Origin of the sequence: Streptomyces microflavus, from assembly GCF_014650075.1 — a bacterium.
Taxonomy (GTDB): Bacteria; Actinomycetota; Actinomycetes; order Streptomycetales; family Streptomycetaceae; genus Streptomyces; species Streptomyces microflavus.
Window position 1 is genome coordinate 784,942 of the sequence record NZ_BMUG01000002.1, and the last position, 14,843, is coordinate 799,784.

A 14,843-nucleotide genomic window follows, 5' to 3' on the forward strand; every position below is an offset into this window, starting at 1 on the left:
TGGAGCCCGCCCTTGGGCGCCGGGAAGCTACGCAAGCCATCCGAGCCAAGCCACCGGATTCACCACTGGCAGTAGGCCACTGCGGCATCATCCCCTGATTTGTACCGGGGCCACCGGCGCCCGGTAGGGTCTGTGGCCTCCGTATCTCGCACATTCTGGATCAACTTTCGGGGGCCGCTGGACCTCAGGGTTGTGAACACATCGGCCCAGCTCGCTGTCCGGTACTCCGTGACAAGCCGCGACACCCCGTCTGACATGACTACTGCGTCATGGACCTCCTTGAGCGGGGTGCTGCTTGTCAGGGCGTGCGCTGCTGCTCTGGCGTCCCCAGCAGCCACCCAGTAGCCCTCAGGAGTATTACGGACCTGCCGCTGCGCGAGGACGAATCGCTGCAGCGCCTCCCGGTGCCTTGCGGTGTGGGTTTCGTGCCGCTCTACTTCGGCTCGTAGCTCCGGTAGTACAGAGTCGACGCGCAGATCAGTCAGCACCGTGAAGCCCTCGTTGGTAGCGAGGACGATGGGGGAGTCCGCCAGCACGAGATGATCGAGCAGCTCATACCGGCGACGGAGAACGGCCACAGTGGCAGACGGGGTACCAGGGTTCTTTAGGTCGCACTCAGGGTGCAGGTGAGCAACCCGTTCTAGGGCCTCTGACAGTCCTTCGGAGAGTGACCGGTCTGGGTCCGCAAGGCACGCAAGCAACTGTCCCCCGAGATGTGCGACGTACCACGGAACTCCGTGGCTGCAACCAGTGGTGAGGCCGGCGGTACTCAACCCGTCAAGGACGATCGCCAGCGAGGGTGTGCCCGCCACCCAGTCTTCATTCGGGTTGGCTCCGCCTGGGAGTGTGTCAATGGAGACGCGCATGCTCAGCTCTCGTGTCGGTACAGCGGAGTGACCCTGCGGCTTTCAAGCACCTCAAGAGTCTTCGGGTCGTAGCGGCAGGAGATCAGGGTCGAGAATCGGCGCGAACGAACCTCGCGGTACAACTCAGCCAGGTTGTGTTGTAGGTAGTGAACGACGCCGTTGGCCCCAATGGCGTGGACACCCGCGATGTACAGGAAGGTGCCGCGCCCATCGAGACGAGGAAGCCGACCCAGGTACCCGAAGTCGCCTGCTGAGCCGTCCTCGTCCATCGGCGACCGGTACTCCGTGCCTGCCTTCCGGTCGACCAGGTGCCAGGCTTTGTCCTTCTCGAAGCGCAGGTTGTCATCCCCCTCTAGCACCTGGGCGACGATGGGGGACAGCCGTGGCCCGCAGACGACGATGTGGTTCTCGCGATTCAGGTTCACGATGCCGGAGGGCGGGATCACCTCGTACCCGGCATCGAGCTTCATGCCGGCGAGCATCCGTCGGAGATGCTCGAAGTTGTTGAGGTCTTCCCTGGTGACGACCTCGCTCGGCTTCTGGTCGGGACCCTTACCGGCCTCGTACTTCCCGCCCAACGAGATGGTCACCCGGTCCGTGCCGAAGAAGGCGCGTTCCGGCGGGGGGCCGGCCGACGCTAGCTGTCCCACGCGGCCTCGGGACACGCCCAGCTCTTTCGCGATTTCCGCTTGTGTCATGCCGGCGGCTTGAGCCTCTTCGATGGCTTCACGCCTAACTCGGGACAGCTCCAGTACCCACGACTGATAGGTCCCCATCAGGTCGATTGCGGCCTTGGCCCGCGCCACGGGCTGCGCAATCTCAGTGACCCGCGTCATGTCCTCGTCCACGGTTCTCCACTCCTCGCTTAGGGGGGCTACCGAACTGTACCGCGAGAGGGGGTTGCGCGTCCGCCTCGGGTTTGCCTATGGTGCCTATCAAGCGGTTCGGCAACCCCCCCTAAGCACCCTGTTTGGGGGTGAGTGATCCGTGGTTTGAGCTGCAAGAACGTCCGGAGGGCCCCGTGAAACGGGTCCGAAGGAAGCGTCCGTTCCTTGAGAACTGAACAGCGTGCCAAGGATTCGCCGTCTCTCCTGTGCCACAAGCAGGCGGCAGCGCGGGACACACGTCCCGCGTGCTCAACCCCTCCGCAGTGCCCATGACCGCTGCGGCCGGTTGCCTCCTCCGCCCGTCCAGTCCGCTTCATGCGGTGCTGTACGGGCGGGGCTGAGGGGAGCCGGGCACCCGGTTTCATCCAACGAGAGGGGCTCGCCATGTGGGGAAGCGTCATCGCGGTACTGGGAACCCTGCTGGGTTCGGTCACCGCCTACATGCTCCAGTAGCGCACCGCCCGCAAGGACCGCGCTGAGGTTCGTGGGTACGAGGAGCGGCGGGACCGGATCGCGGCCGTCACCGCGCTGACGGTGGCGCTGGCCGATCACCGCCGGGCGATGTGGGTCCGCGAGGACCTGCGGCTGTCCGGCGCCAGTGACGCCGACTACCAGGCCGCCCGTACGGCCAGTCACAACACCCGCTCCGCCCTGACCGCGCCGCTGACCACGCTGGCGATCCTCGCCCCCGACCTCGCCGGGGTCGCTCAGGGCGCGGCCGGCGCGACGTACGCCCTGCGGAACACCGAGAACCGCGAACTCCTCGACTGCTACCGCGAGGCCGCGATCGAGGCCGCAGACGACCTTGTCCGCGCCGCCGCCTGACAGTCCAACCACCCCACGACGCAGTGCGACCCCGGTGCTCGAACACCGGGGCCGCTGTCGAGCCGCACATCCTTCAAGGGAGAGAACGACTCATGAAGAGCATCGCAGCACTTCAGGCCGTTGTTACGGCCGCCCTGTTCGACGGTGAGCCGTCGGACGCCGAGTTGGACGCGATCGAGACGGAGATGCCCGCCATTCTGGCGGACGTCGTCCTGCTGGACGCGCAGATCATGACCATCGACCGCACGCCGAGCGAGCTGGACGAGCGGCGTATCCGCCGGGCCCGCCGGCGGGTGCTGGCCGCCCGCCGGGAGCTGGCCAACCGGTCGGCCGTCGTGAGCCTGTCGGGGGGTGCGGCCTGATGAGTCGCTTCGATCTCACCGCGTACGACCGCAGCCGCATCCTCGCCGCCCGCCAGGCCCTGGCGGATGCACAGTCCATGAGCCTGCTGGACGTGTCCGCCATGGCCCGGATGATCGGCCGCCTTGAGGTGACCGTGGAACAGATGGTCGAGATGGTCGACCCTCCGGTTTCGGGTGGTGCGGCATGAGTGCCAAGGCCGCGAAGACGGTCCTGCCGGCCGTCGCGATGACGACGGTATCCATGGTCCTCACGCTGGCCGTGGTCGTGATGTGGCTCGGCACCTCAATGCCGTGGGCGATCGCGCTCGTGGTCGGGCTGGGGATCGACGGCGGGTGGCTCGCCACCCTCGCCTACGAACGGCGTCTCGCCGCGCAGGGCGACCACTCCACCCCGGTCACGGCGGTGGGCTGGGGCTTCGGTCTGGTCGCCACGGGCGTCCTGGTCGCCCACGCCGTCACCGCCGACGAAAGCGCCGGCGCGTGGCTCGCGGTCGCTTGGCTGCCCCTGGCCGCGAAAGCCCTGTGGCTGGTCCACGGGCTGTGGGAGCGGACCGCGCTGACCGGTTCCGCCCTTGAGGCGATCCAGGGCATCCAGCAGGAAGCCCGTGATGAAGCCGCGGTCGCCCGTGCACGGCTGCGGGCCGAGGCGGGTACGGAGGAGACGCGGCTGACGGCTGTGACGCAGGCCGGGGCGCGCGTCGCACGCGTCCAGGCACAGACCGCCACCACCCTCTCCCGCGCATGGTCGACGCTGGAGAGCACCCGGGCCGGGAAGGACACCGGCAGGGCGCTGACCAGCGTGACGACCCGCGTCACACCCGGCGTCACGCCCACGTGGGAACTGCCCGTCTGGGGCCCCACCAACCCCGTCCCCGCACTGGAAGCCACGCCCGCGCTCACCGATGCGGAGCTGGACCGGTTGGTGGATGAGATCCGGCACAGCGAGACCCCGGCCCTCTCCTACCGGGAGATGGCCGCACGGTTCCGGGCCGCCGGCCACTCCGCCTCCGAGGTCCGGCTGCGGGGCGCGTGGAAGCGCGTCGTGGCCTGATGGCCGACGTCTACCGGTGGCGTCTGGCCCCCGATGGTCTGGCCACCCGCCGTCAGCTCCGCGCGCTGGGGCTGCGGCCGGGTGGTCAGGACGTCGTCGCCGAACTCCACCGCCCCCGCCGCCGCAAGGCCCCATTGGTCGCCTACCTCTACCGCGTCGACCGGGCCAAGCCCGTACGCCCCATGACCCCGGCCCGTGCCGCCGCTCTGGCTGCGGCGATGCGGGCCCGCCGCACCTGCCCCAACTGCCGCACGGACGCCGGGTACTGCATCCCCCGGTCGCTCGGCATGTGCGTCACCTGCCACGACAACCCCGCCACCTGACCGAAGGGACACCATATGGACCACTTGCCCGCCCCCCGGCCCCCGTCCGTCGTGCAGCTCCCGGACGGCACCCCCGCCTACACCGACCACCTCCCCGCCGCCTACCAGCCCGCCAACGCGGTGCCGCAGGTGGTGCACGTCCACCAGGCCCCGCCCGACCGCACCGTTCAGCGTCTCGCGCTCGGCTCCGGTGTGGGCGCCGGGGCGGTCGCCGCCGGGGTCTACTTCGGCCCGCTCCTCGTCGGCGTCCTCACTGCCATCGCCGCCAACCTCGCGCTCCTCGCCCTGGTCGCGTCCGTGTGCGCCTGGGGCGTGGTGACGGTCGTGAAGTCGGTCGGTGGTGCGGACGGCAAGGCCGCTGCGTCCTCGCTGCGTCGGGGCCGCCGTCGCTGACGGCCCTCTGTCCGTCCGGTCTCGTAACCGGGCGGGCGGAGGGCCGGACAGACCGGCCCCACCAGGGAGGTTCACCGTGCACAGCTACACCAAGGCCGAGTCCCGTCAGCGTTCCAAGCTGTTCCGCCAGGGTTTCCGTCAGGCTCTCGCGGACTGCGTTGACCCGGAGATCCGCCGGAAGATCGAGCGCATCGACGAGGCCGCCGCCGCCCGCGGCGCGCAGGAGCTGGCCGCGCTGCACAAGGTGCAGGCCGACGCCCGTCAGGACCTCGCCGCCGCCAAGGCCGTTGAGCGCACCGCGCCGCGCGCCGACAGGCCCGCCGCCCGCGAGGCCCGCAAGCAGGCCGAGCAGCGCGTACGCCTCGCTGAGCGGGCCGTCCACAAGGCCGAGCAGAGCTGAGCGGGGGCGGCCGAACCCGGCCAAGGACACCGGCCGCCCCCGTCACCCCACCCCACAGCAACGAGCAGGAGAGAGGCACGTTCATCATGACCGAACCCGCCGTCGCGGTCCCCGGAATGGGGACCGTGCACCACCTCGACGACCACCGCCCCGCCCCCGACACCACCACCGCCGAGCCGGTGAGCCTGGTCAAGGACCCCGCCCCCGCCGTTGTCGACGGTGACGAGGTGGAGGCGGTCGACCGGGCCGACAACCCCTTGGCTGACTGGCTGACTGTCCCCGACGCCCCCGTACTGCCCGCGTGGGCCCGCTCGACCGCGTCCATCAAGGCCAACGCCGCCGCCCTGGTTCGCCTGTCGTGGTGGCACACCCGCTACCACGCTCTGCGCATCCCCAAGTACCTCGTCAAGACCGTTCTGTTGGCGGCGCGCGGCTTCTACCGGGCGACGGTCGGCATGTGGCCGACGCTGTCCGCGCAGGACCACACCGCCGCCGTGAAGGCCCTGCGGGCGCAGTCCAAGGCGCGGCCGGAGGATGTGGAGCTGGCGACCCGGTTGCAGATCGCCCACGCCGAGCGGACCCGTACCCGGCGGTGGCGGTTCGGTGCCGCCGCCGTGGGTGTGGCCGCTGCCACGCTCGGTTTCGCTCTGGCGGACCCGATGCTCCAGGGCGGCATCGCGACCGCCGTGGTGACCCCGCTCGCCTACCTGGGGCGGGGCAAGGAGACGCAGTTCCTGGACCAGGGTGCTCCGCCGCTGCGGGTGGACATGTCCGCCCAGCAGCTCAACGACGCGCTTCGCGCCGCCGGCCTCCTGAAAAGCGGCAAGAGCGGTGACGAGGACGGTCCGAAGGTCTCTTGCTCGATGGGCCCGGTCCGCGACGGCCGTGGCTGGGCCGTGATCTTCGACCTGCCCCGGGGTGGCGGCAAGACCGCCTCCGACGTCCTCGCGAAGCGGGAAGTCATCGCTCAGGAACTCGGAGTGGATGAGATCCAGGTCATCATGTCCCGGGTCCGCGCCGCGAAGGGCGGCAACGCCGGCCGCGTCAGCATGTGGGTCGCGGACGATGACCCCTACCTGGGTCCCCTGAACCCGTCTCCGTTGGAGAAGGTGGAGCGGTTCTCCATCTGGGAGCCGGTCCCGTTCGGGCAGGACGCGCGCGGTGTTCGGGTGGAGATCCCGGTCATGTGGCAGTCGATGTTCTTCGGCGGTCTGCCCCGGCGGGGCAAGACGTTCTCCCAGCGTCTGCTGACCGCTGCCGGGCTGCTGGATCCGTTCGTGCGGCACTACGTCGCGGACGGCAAGGGCGGCGCGGACTGGATGCCCATGAAGGCCGTCGCCCACCGTCTCGTGATGGGTGCCGAGGACGACGCGATCGAAGCGCTCAAGGCCATGCTGGCGGAGCTGCTGACGGAGATGGAGCGCAGGTTCGCGCTGCTGCGGGATCTGCCGACGTCGGTGTGTCCGGAGGGGAAGCTGACGCCGGACATTGTCGCGAAGTACAACCTGCCGGTCATCTTCGTCACCATCGACGAGTTGCAGGAGTACTTCACCGCGATGGAGCGGGAGGACCGTGAGCAGGTCATCAACGACCTGTGCCGCATCGCCCGACGCGGTCCGGCGGCCGGGTTCGTCAGCAACTTTGCTTCCCAGCGGCCTGACGCGGACAGCGTGCCGACGAAGCTGCGGGAGATCATCACCATCCGCTACAGCACGCAAGTGGTGGACCGGGCGTCGTCGGACATGGTGCTCGGCAAGGGCAAGGCCGCGCAGGGTGCCGACGCGTCAGTGCTGTCCGAGGAGCACAAGGGGGTTGGTGTCCTGGTGACCGGTCCGGCGTCGTACGTCACGGTGCGGGCCGACTACCTCGACGGCACGGGATTCGCCGTCCTGTGCCGCAAAGGCCGGGTCCTGCGGGAGGTCGCGGGACAGCTCACCGGGGAAGCCGCGGGCGATGTCACCGCCGCCGCCGACGCCGCCGGCGTCACCGTCCCCGCGATCGTCTCCGACACGTTGGAGGTCATGCGCCACAGCCCGCGCATGTTCACCACCGACCTCCTCAACGGACTCGTGAACCTCGACGAGGACGAGTACGGCGACTTCAACGCCGAAGCACTCGCCGCCGCCCTCGAAGCCGCCGGAGTAAAGCGCACCAGCAAGCAAGTCAAGATCAGCGGCAGCAACGGGGCCGGGTACCAGCGGCGCGACATCGAAGCCGCAGTCCCCGCCGAAATCCTCCTCAGCACCGGCAGGTAGAGGGGCCTCCCCCTACCCGACCCCCACCACACCACCCCACCCGGGGCCCATCCGGCATGCGCCGGCACCGGCCCCGGGTAGCGGGGGCCCTTTACCCCGGTCAGGGGGGCGGTAAAGGCCCCTGACCTGCAAGGTAAGGCCGGTAAAGGGGGGTGCGGGCGCCCCGCCTGCACCCCTCCACGGGCCTGATTCGCACACCACCACACGCACCGAGAGCGGCCCCCGTCTCGCCAAAGTCCGGGGCCGCTCTCGTCACCAATCCAGAGAACTGGAGACCCCCAGCATGACCCAACCGACCCTGATCCGGCGAGAGGGCGCACACCTGCGCACCGCTCTCGGCCTCGCGGACCGGTCCGTCCCGGTGTTGCCGTTACGGGCGGGGAAGGTCCCGTTCGGGAACTGCCCCGCGTGCAAGGACAACGCGTGCGGCGGCCGGCCGAACATGAAGACCCCCGGCCCGTGCGACTGCCCGCGACCGTGCCACGCATGGGCCGCCGCCACCACCGACCCCGCCGTCATCACCGGGCCCGCATGGGCGCCGCTGTGGAAGCACGCGGCGGCTGTGGCCTACCACCCCGGCGGCATCGGGCTCACCGTCGTCGACCTCGACCACGCCGCCGCGGTCGCATGGGCCCGCCGGACGCTGCCCGCCACACGAACCGTGCCCACAACGCGGGGTGAACACTGGATCTACCTGGGTGCCATGCCCTCCGCGAACGCCGTGCGGGACGGCGTCGACATCAAGTCGACCATGGTCTACGCCCGATGGCTCGGCCCCGGCACCGGCACCATGACCACCCTGCCCGACGCCGTACGCGCCCTGATCGTCTCGAAGCCGTCGCCGGTCCGGCCCGTCACCGCGACCGTGCCGACGGGAGGCGCGGAGTGCCGTCACCGCACCCCCGCCTATCTGGAGCGCGGCATCGCCATGGCTGAGGAGCGCATCTCCGAGGCGGCGAGCGCCGTGCACGTGACCGTGTACCGCACGTTCCTCGCCGTCCTGTCCGCCCACGGCCGGTGCGGCTGCCTCACCGACGCCCACGCCGCCCGGTTGTTTGCCGCGGCGCAGTCCAAGGGCGAGAGCCCCCGGCACTGTGCCGATGCGTGGTCCAACGCCCTTACCGCCTTGGGGATGTGACATGGCCGAGGACGAGAAGACTCCGGCGCGTGAGGTCATCACCGAGTACGCGCAGTCGCATTTCCGGTACTTCCGCACCACCGAGGGCACCGTCTACGCCCAGCGGATCGGCCACCCCGTGGCCCGCCCGATCCGCTCCCAGGGCACGACCGGGAGCCACCGGCAGGAACTCATGGTCGACCTCTTCAACGACGGGGTCGGCGTCTTTAACGGGACGTCGCTCAAGGAGGCGTTGGACTTGATCGAAGCACTCGCACTGAGCCAGGACGTGCAACCCACCCACATCCGTGTCGCGCCCGGGTTCGACGGGGCGACGTGGCTGGACCTGGGCCGCGACGACGGGCAGTCCGTCCGCATCCACCCCAACGGCTGGGACGTCCTCGTGCCGGACCCGCGTGAGGTGTGCTGGCGGCGCACCCAGCTCACCGGCGAACTCCCGATGCCGGCCCGGGACACCGAGGGCAAGGGCATCGACCTGCTGTTGCGGCTGACGAACTTCGCCACCGCGGAAACCGAGAGCCTGGCCCTGGCCTGGCTCGTCGGCTGCCTCGGCCCGTCCGTCCCCGTCCCGGCCCCGTTCCTCACCGGACCGCAGGGCGCGGGGAAGTCGACGGCCGGCCGGATGCTGGTGCGGATCATCGAGGGCATGACCGGCGACCTCCGCCGGGCCCCGAAGGACGAAGAGAACCTGATCACCGCCGTCGCCGCAGGATGGGTCACCGCCCTGGACAACCTTTCCCACCTCGCCCCGGACCTGTCCGACCTGATGTGCTGCATCGTCACCGGGGCCGAGAGCATCAAGCGCGCCCTGTTCAGCGACGGGGATGTCGTCCGTTCCCGCTACCGCCGGCCGCTCCTGTTGACCGGGATCGACGTCGGCGTCATCCGCCCCGATCTCGCCGAACGGCTCCTGCCGCTGCGGCTGGAACGGCCGAAGGTGCGGCGGACCGAAGCGGAACTGTGGCGGGAGTTCGAAGCGGCCCTGCCCGTCATCCTCGGGTCCCTCCTCGACCTGACGGTCAAGGTCCGGGCGACCGAGGCGGACATCCCGAGTGATCTGCGGATGGCGGACTTCGCGCACCTGTGCGCGCAGATCGACGCCGCCACCGGGTTCGGCACGCTCCCCGCGTACCGCAGCAGCCTGGACGAGCTGAACGACGACGTCATCGAAGGCGACCTGCTCGCGCAGACCGTCCTCAAGCACGCCGCCAGCCTCGAACCCGGCACCGAGACGCGAATGACGTCCTCGGAGTGGCTGCACCTCCTCAGCGGCCTCTACAGCGGCGACGACTTCCGCCCCCTGCCCAAAGGGTGGCCCACCACCGGGAAAGTCCTCTCCGACCGACTCAAGCGCCTCCAACCCACCCTCGCCGCCCGGGGCGTCCTCGTCGACTGGGGCCGCACCAAAGAGGGCCGGTACGTCGAAATGACCCGCCGCCCCGCCCTACCGCCCCACGAGCAACAGTCGCTCTGACCCGCACCGGCGACCGGGGTACGGACAAGCAAGAGGAGCACCACCGCCCAAACGGGGGGCGTGCTCCTCTTGCTGTTCGGCGGAACGCCGCTCGAAGGTCGCGCCGCGAAGCGGCTCCCCACTTCACTCCCGAAGCCGCACCACACCACAACAGACACCCCTCTCTTTTTTCTTAAGAAAGGGAAGGCTGCGTCACCCACGTCACCACGGGGCCCGAAACAGCCCCTGAGCTGCGGCGATTCGGGTGACGCAGGACGGCTTCGGCTGCGTCACCCCGCGTCACCTGCGTCATCCCGCGTCACTCCATGACGCATGCCTGCGTCACCAATGACGCACCCGCAACCCTCTGCGTCACCACGTCACCGCAGGTCAGCGGCCATGAGTGACGCGGATGACGTGGTGACGCAGAAATCGCAGCCTCGGACACATTCGCCAGTACCTCATCGCCAAGGAGCGAGTCCGTGCCTCACCTCCATGCAGTCGCATCCCGCGCGACAGATGACCCGACCCTGATCCTGCTCACCGTCGAAGAAGCAGCCCGCCGCCTCCGCGTCGGCCGAACCACCTGCTTCGCCCTCATCCGCTCCGGGGCCCTGGAGTCGCTGACGATCGGCACCCTCCGCCGCGTCCCCGCCGACGCGCCGGCCGCGTACCTCGCCCGCCGGCGCGCCGAGCAGCACACCGCCTGAACCACCCCGCACACACGGGACGCCACCTCACCCGGTGGCGTCCCGTGCTCACACCTGAACTCGAAGGAGTCCGCCAGTGGCGGAGAAGAAGCGCACGCGCCGAGCGAACGGCGAAACAGCCGTCTACTTCGGCAAGGACGGCCGTTGGCACGCCCGGGTGCCGATGGGATACAAGGACAACGGCGAGCCCTACCGCAGGCACATCACGCGCCCCGACGAAGGCGCGCTAAAGGCCGAGGTGCAACGACTTGAGAAGCAGCGCGACCAGGGAACTGCACAGCAGCCCGGCAAGCTGTGGACAGTCGAGAAGTGGCTGTGGCACTGGGTCGAGAACATCGCCAAGGACGTCGTCAGCGAGAACACCTATGACGGGTACGAGGTCGCGGTTCGCGTGCACCTCGTACCTGGCATCGGCAAACACCGCGTCGACCGCCTGGAGCCGGAACACCTGGAGAGCCTTTACCGCCGGATGCAGAAGAACGGCAGTAAGGCAGCCACTGCCCACCAGGCACACCGGACCGCCCGTACTGCCTTCGGTGAGGCGGTCCGCCGTGGCCACGCCGCGAAGAACGCCGCCGCTCTGGCCAAGCCGCCACGGGTGGAGGAGCCGGAGGAGGAGATCGAGCCCTACTCGGTCGAAGAGGTACAGAGTCTGCTGATCGAGGTGAACAAGCGACGCAACAGCGCCCGTTGGATGTTGGCGTTGGCGCTCGGCCTTCGGCAGGGGGAGACGCTGGGGCTGCGCTGGGTCGATGTGGACCTGGACCACGAGTACCTGAAGCTTCGCCGGAACCGGCTGCGCCCTAAGTACGAGCACGGGTGCAAGGAGGCAGCCCCCTGCGGCCGGAAAGCCGGGTACTGCCCGGACCGTAAGCAGGTGCGGCGCGAGACGAAGAACACCAAGTCGCGCGCCGGCCGTCGTGCGGTGCCCCTGCCGGGCCCTCTGGTCGTGATGCTGCGCAAACACAAGGAGGTCCAGGCGCGGGAGCGCAAGACCGCCGGCAACCTGTGGACCGAGTCGGACTACGTGTTCACGAAGCCGCTCGGCGGGCCGCTCAGCCCGAACACCGACTACCACGACTGGAAGAGGCTGCTGGAGGACGCCCGGGTACGTGACGCGCGGCTGCATGACGCCCGTCACACCGCTGCCACCGTCCTCATGCTGCTGGGCATCCCGGACCGTGTGATCGACCAGATCATGGGCTGGGAGGCAGGCACGTCCTCGCGGATGCGTGCCCGGTACCTGCACGTGCCCGATGCCATGCTGAAGGAGGTGGCGCAGAAGATCGCGGACGCCATCTGGGGGCCCGCACCGAACGCCCCTATGGACAAAGACCAGAACAACGAAGGCTGAGACAACGCCGAAGGGCCCCACCGCGAACGGTGGGGCCCTTCAACGTATTGCCCGGTGAGAGCAATGGCGGAGGATACGAGATTCGAACTCGTGAGGGGTTGCCCCCAACACGCTTTCCAAGCGTGCGCCCTAGGCCACTAGGCGAATCCTCCGCCGCAAACAATACAAGACGTTGGAGGGTGCTCGCGAACATGTTCCCGGAAGATCGTCCGGAGAGGCCCCGCAGGTCGTTCGGCGGGGCGGGTGGGTGGACGGGTGGGTGGACCTGAGGGGGTGGGGATCCGCTAAGGTAGGCGTCAGCCCCTCACGTGGCGCTATCTGACTGAACTCCCCCAGGGCCGGAAGGCAGCAAGGGTAGGTTGGCTCTGGCGGGTGCGTGGGGGCCCTTTGCGTTCCGGGGCGGTGCGTTCCGGGACGGGTGGCTTGCGGGCTTACGGGGCTGTGTTCTGGCGCCCCGGCTGGGGCGGGGGGTCCCCGTGAGGGCCGTGTGGGGACGGTTGTCAGTCCGCCCCGATAACCTCGTAGATGTGTCGTCCCTTGCGCTGTACCGCCGCTACCGCCCCGAGTCGTTCGCCGAGGTCATCGGTCAGGAGCATGTCACTGACCCGCTCCAGCAGGCCCTGCGGAACAACCGGGTCAATCACGCGTACCTGTTCAGCGGGCCGCGCGGCTGTGGAAAGACGACCAGTGCGCGCATCCTCGCCCGCTGTCTGAACTGCGAGCAGGGGCCCACGCCGACTCCGTGCGGGGAGTGCCAGTCGTGCCAGGACCTCGCGCGCAACGGGCCGGGGTCCATCGATGTCATCGAGATCGACGCGGCTTCGCACGGTGGTGTGGACGACGCCCGTGACCTGCGCGAGAAGGCGTTCTTCGGGCCCGCCTCCAGCCGCTACAAGATCTACATCATCGACGAGGCCCACATGGTCACCCCGGCGGGGTTCAACGCCCTGCTGAAGGTGGTCGAGGAGCCGCCGGAGCACCTCAAGTTCATCTTCGCGACCACCGAGCCCGAGAAGGTCATCGGGACGATCCGGTCGCGTACGCACCACTATCCGTTCCGGCTCGTTCCTCCTGGGACCCTGCGCAGCTATCTCGCCGATGTCTGTGGGCGGGAGAACAGCCCGGTCGAGGACGGTGTCCTGCCGCTCGTCGTGCGGGCCGGGGCCGGGTCCGTGCGTGACTCCATGTCCGTCATGGACCAGCTGCTGGCCGGTGCGGCCGACGACGGTGTGACGTATGCCATGGCGACCTCCCTCCTCGGGTACACGGACTCCTCGCTGCTCGACTCGGTCATCGACGCCTTCGCCGCCGGTGACGGGGCCGCCGCCTTCGAGGTCGTGGACCGGGTCATCGAGGGCGGCAACGATCCCCGTCGGTTCGTGGCCGATCTCCTGGAGCGGCTGCGCGACCTGGTGATCCTCGCCGCCGTGCCCGACGCGGGGGAGAAGGGGCTCATCGACGCCCCCGCCGATGTCGTCGAGCGGATGCAGGCCCAGGCCTCCGTCTTCGGTGCCGCCGAGCTCAGCCGCGCCGCCGACCTGGTCAACGACGGGCTCACCGAGATGCGCGGCGCCACCTCGCCGCGCCTCCAGGTGGAGCTGATCTGCGCCCGGGTCCTGCTCCCCGCCGCGTTCGACGACGAGCGGTCGATGCAGGCCCGGCTCGACCGGCTGGAGCGTGGTGCGTCCGCCGCCGCTGCCGCCTCGTTCGCGGCGCCGCCCGCCGCCGCTGTTCCGATGGGGTACGTTCCCGGGCCCGAGGCCCACGCCCCGCAGGCCCACGTGCCCCAGGCCGCCCCCGCGGCCCCCGCTGGTCCGGACTCCGCCCGTGCCGCCGTACGGGGCGAGGCGCCGGCCCCCGCGGCCGCCGCCTATGCGCCGCCCGCCGCCCCGGCCCCCCAGGCCCCGGCCGAGCCCGCCGCCGCCCCCCAGCCCCCCGTCGAGGACCCCGGCCCCGGGCAGCGGCCCGGGTCCTGGCCCACCGCGGCCGGCGGCGAGCAGGCCCGGCGCCCCGGCGGCTGGCCCACCGCGTCCGCCCCCGGCAGCGGCCCCGCCACCCCGCCCCCCGCCGCACCCGCACCCTCACCGGCACCGAGCTACTCCGCCCCGGCGGCCCCCTCCGCACCGGCCGCCCCGGCGGCGGGCGGTCAGGGCATGGCCCAGGGCGCCGGCCAGGTCCGGAGCATGTGGCCCGACATCCTGGAGGCGGTGAAGAACAAGCGCCGCTTCACCTGGATCCTGCTCAGCCAGAACGCCCAGGTGACCGGGTTCGACGGGACCACGCTCCAGATCGGCTTCATCAACGCGGGCGCCCGCGACAACTTCGCCAGCAGCGGCAGCGAGGAAGTCCTCAAGCAGGCCCTCGCCGAGCGGTTCAACGCCCAGTGGAGGGTCGAAGCGGTCGTCGACGCCTCCGGCGGCGGTGCGGTGCCCCCGGCCCCCGGCGGCGGACGCCCCCCGGCCCCGCAGTACCAGCCCGCCCCGACGCCCTCACCCAGCACCCCGACCCCGACGGCGTACGAGGGCAACCCGGCGCACGCCCCCCAGCAGCACACGCAGCAGCAGCCCCATCAGTCCCACCAGCCCCCGTCCTCCTCCTCCGCGCCGCAGCAGGGCCGGGGCGCGGCCCCGCCCGCCCCCGAGCCCTCCCACGGCGGTTACGCCTCGGAGCCGCCCCGCTCCGTGGCCCCCGAGGACGACACCGCGGAGGCCGACGATCCGGATCTCGTCGACTCCGCCCTCTCCGGCCACGAGCTGATCGTCCGCGAGCTGGGCGCCACCGTGGTGGAGGAGTTCAACAACGAGCAGTGAGCCCCGCCGACGAGCC

Annotated in this window: 15 protein-coding genes, 1 tRNA gene and 1 other RNA gene; 14 read left to right on the forward strand and 3 right to left on the reverse strand. The window is 70.2% G+C overall.

Annotated features, from left to right (window positions below; genetic code table 11):
• Positions 1-59: 59 nt before the first annotated feature.
• Both IE264_RS38835 and IE264_RS08645 read right to left on the reverse strand, forming a co-directional pair.
• Complete coding sequence (locus IE264_RS38835; protein ID WP_032760143.1) at positions 60-866, reverse strand: protein phosphatase 2C domain-containing protein; 807 nt, start codon at positions 864-866, stop codon at positions 60-62.
• 2 nt (positions 867-868) lie between these two features.
• A complete protein-coding gene (locus IE264_RS08645) occupies positions 869-1,714 on the reverse strand; it encodes a sigma-70 region 4 domain-containing protein (RefSeq protein ID WP_032760142.1) in 846 nt (281 codons plus the stop codon).
• A gap of 549 nt (positions 1,715-2,263) precedes the next feature.
• On the opposite strand from IE264_RS08645, the gene kilB reads away from it, so the two are divergent.
• The 12 genes from kilB to IE264_RS08705 all read left to right on the forward strand — a co-directional run bounded on the left by kilB (position 2,264) and on the right by IE264_RS08705 (position 12,017).
• A complete protein-coding gene (gene kilB / locus IE264_RS08650; RefSeq protein ID WP_491590525.1) occupies positions 2,264-2,578 on the forward strand; it encodes a plasmid transfer protein KilB in 315 nt (104 codons plus the stop codon).
• 92 nt (positions 2,579-2,670) lie between these two features.
• Complete coding sequence (locus IE264_RS08655) at positions 2,671-2,940, forward strand: DUF6284 family protein (RefSeq protein WP_190167604.1); 270 nt, start codon at positions 2,671-2,673, stop codon at positions 2,938-2,940.
• Positions 2,940-3,128, forward strand: a complete 189-nt coding sequence (locus IE264_RS08660; protein ID WP_032760141.1) for a hypothetical protein — start codon at positions 2,940-2,942, stop codon at positions 3,126-3,128. The genes IE264_RS08655 and IE264_RS08660 overlap by 1 nt, the downstream gene beginning before the upstream one ends.
• A complete protein-coding gene (locus IE264_RS08665; RefSeq protein WP_032760140.1) occupies positions 3,125-3,991 on the forward strand; it encodes a hypothetical protein in 867 nt (288 codons plus the stop codon). The genes IE264_RS08660 and IE264_RS08665 overlap by 4 nt, the downstream gene beginning before the upstream one ends.
• Positions 3,991-4,314 (forward strand): RRQRL motif-containing zinc-binding protein, encoded by a 324-nt coding sequence (locus IE264_RS08670; protein ID WP_032760139.1) that lies wholly within the window; start codon positions 3,991-3,993, stop codon positions 4,312-4,314. Before IE264_RS08665 ends, IE264_RS08670 begins: the two co-directional genes overlap by 1 nt.
• A gap of 15 nt (positions 4,315-4,329) precedes the next feature.
• On the forward strand, positions 4,330-4,707 hold the full coding sequence (locus IE264_RS08675) for a DUF6251 family protein (protein WP_032760137.1): 378 nt from the start codon (positions 4,330-4,332) through the stop codon (positions 4,705-4,707).
• 76 nt (positions 4,708-4,783) lie between these two features.
• Entirely contained in the window at positions 4,784-5,107 is a 324-nt protein-coding gene (locus tag IE264_RS08680; protein ID WP_032760135.1) for a hypothetical protein, read from the forward strand.
• Positions 5,108-5,193: 86 nt separating this feature from the next.
• On the forward strand, positions 5,194-7,362 hold the full coding sequence (locus IE264_RS08685) for an FtsK/SpoIIIE domain-containing protein (RefSeq protein ID WP_190167605.1): 2,169 nt from the start codon (positions 5,194-5,196) through the stop codon (positions 7,360-7,362).
• 283 nt (positions 7,363-7,645) lie between these two features.
• Entirely contained in the window at positions 7,646-8,500 is an 855-nt protein-coding gene (locus tag IE264_RS08690; protein WP_051822037.1) for a bifunctional DNA primase/polymerase, read from the forward strand.
• 1 nt (position 8,501) lies between these two features.
• A complete protein-coding gene (locus tag IE264_RS08695; protein ID WP_032760134.1) occupies positions 8,502-9,974 on the forward strand; it encodes an AICE element replication initiation protein in 1,473 nt (490 codons plus the stop codon).
• A 461-nt stretch (positions 9,975-10,435) separates the two neighbouring features.
• Entirely contained in the window at positions 10,436-10,663 is a 228-nt protein-coding gene (locus IE264_RS08700) for a helix-turn-helix domain-containing protein (RefSeq protein WP_032760131.1), read from the forward strand.
• Positions 10,664-10,739: 76 nt separating this feature from the next.
• A complete protein-coding gene (locus IE264_RS08705) occupies positions 10,740-12,017 on the forward strand; it encodes a tyrosine-type recombinase/integrase (RefSeq protein WP_032760129.1) in 1,278 nt (425 codons plus the stop codon).
• Positions 12,018-12,081: 64 nt separating this feature from the next.
• On the opposite strand, the gene IE264_RS08710 is transcribed toward IE264_RS08705, so the two are convergent.
• A tRNA-Ser gene (locus IE264_RS08710) sits at positions 12,082-12,169 on the reverse strand.
• Positions 12,170-12,315: 146 nt separating this feature from the next.
• Between IE264_RS08710 and ffs the strand changes: the two genes are divergently transcribed.
• An RNA gene (gene ffs / locus IE264_RS08715) (signal recognition particle sRNA small type) lies at positions 12,316-12,406 on the forward strand.
• 138 nt (positions 12,407-12,544) lie between these two features.
• A complete protein-coding gene (locus IE264_RS08720; RefSeq protein WP_032760127.1) occupies positions 12,545-14,827 on the forward strand; it encodes a DNA polymerase III subunit gamma and tau in 2,283 nt (760 codons plus the stop codon).
• The last annotated feature ends 16 nt before the right edge of the window (positions 14,828-14,843 follow it).

Excerpts from the sequence above, each read along its gene's own strand:
- IE264_RS38835 (WP_032760143.1), bottom strand. The coding sequence starts at position 866 with ATGCGCGTCTCCATTGACACACTCCCAGGCGGAGCCAACCCGAATGAA.
- IE264_RS08655 (WP_190167604.1), top strand. The coding sequence starts at position 2,671 with ATGAAGAGCATCGCAGCACTTCAGGCCGTTGTTACGGCCGCCCTGTTC.
- IE264_RS08660 (WP_032760141.1), top strand. The coding sequence starts at position 2,940 with ATGAGTCGCTTCGATCTCACCGCGTACGACCGCAGCCGCATCCTCGCC.
- IE264_RS08665 (WP_032760140.1), top strand. The coding sequence starts at position 3,125 with ATGAGTGCCAAGGCCGCGAAGACGGTCCTGCCGGCCGTCGCGATGACG.
- IE264_RS08670 (WP_032760139.1), top strand. The coding sequence starts at position 3,991 with ATGGCCGACGTCTACCGGTGGCGTCTGGCCCCCGATGGTCTGGCCACC.
- IE264_RS08675 (WP_032760137.1), top strand. The coding sequence starts at position 4,330 with ATGGACCACTTGCCCGCCCCCCGGCCCCCGTCCGTCGTGCAGCTCCCG.
- IE264_RS08685 (WP_190167605.1), top strand. The coding sequence starts at position 5,194 with ATGACCGAACCCGCCGTCGCGGTCCCCGGAATGGGGACCGTGCACCAC.
- IE264_RS08690 (WP_051822037.1), top strand. The coding sequence starts at position 7,646 with ATGACCCAACCGACCCTGATCCGGCGAGAGGGCGCACACCTGCGCACC.
- IE264_RS08695 (WP_032760134.1), top strand. The coding sequence starts at position 8,502 with ATGGCCGAGGACGAGAAGACTCCGGCGCGTGAGGTCATCACCGAGTAC.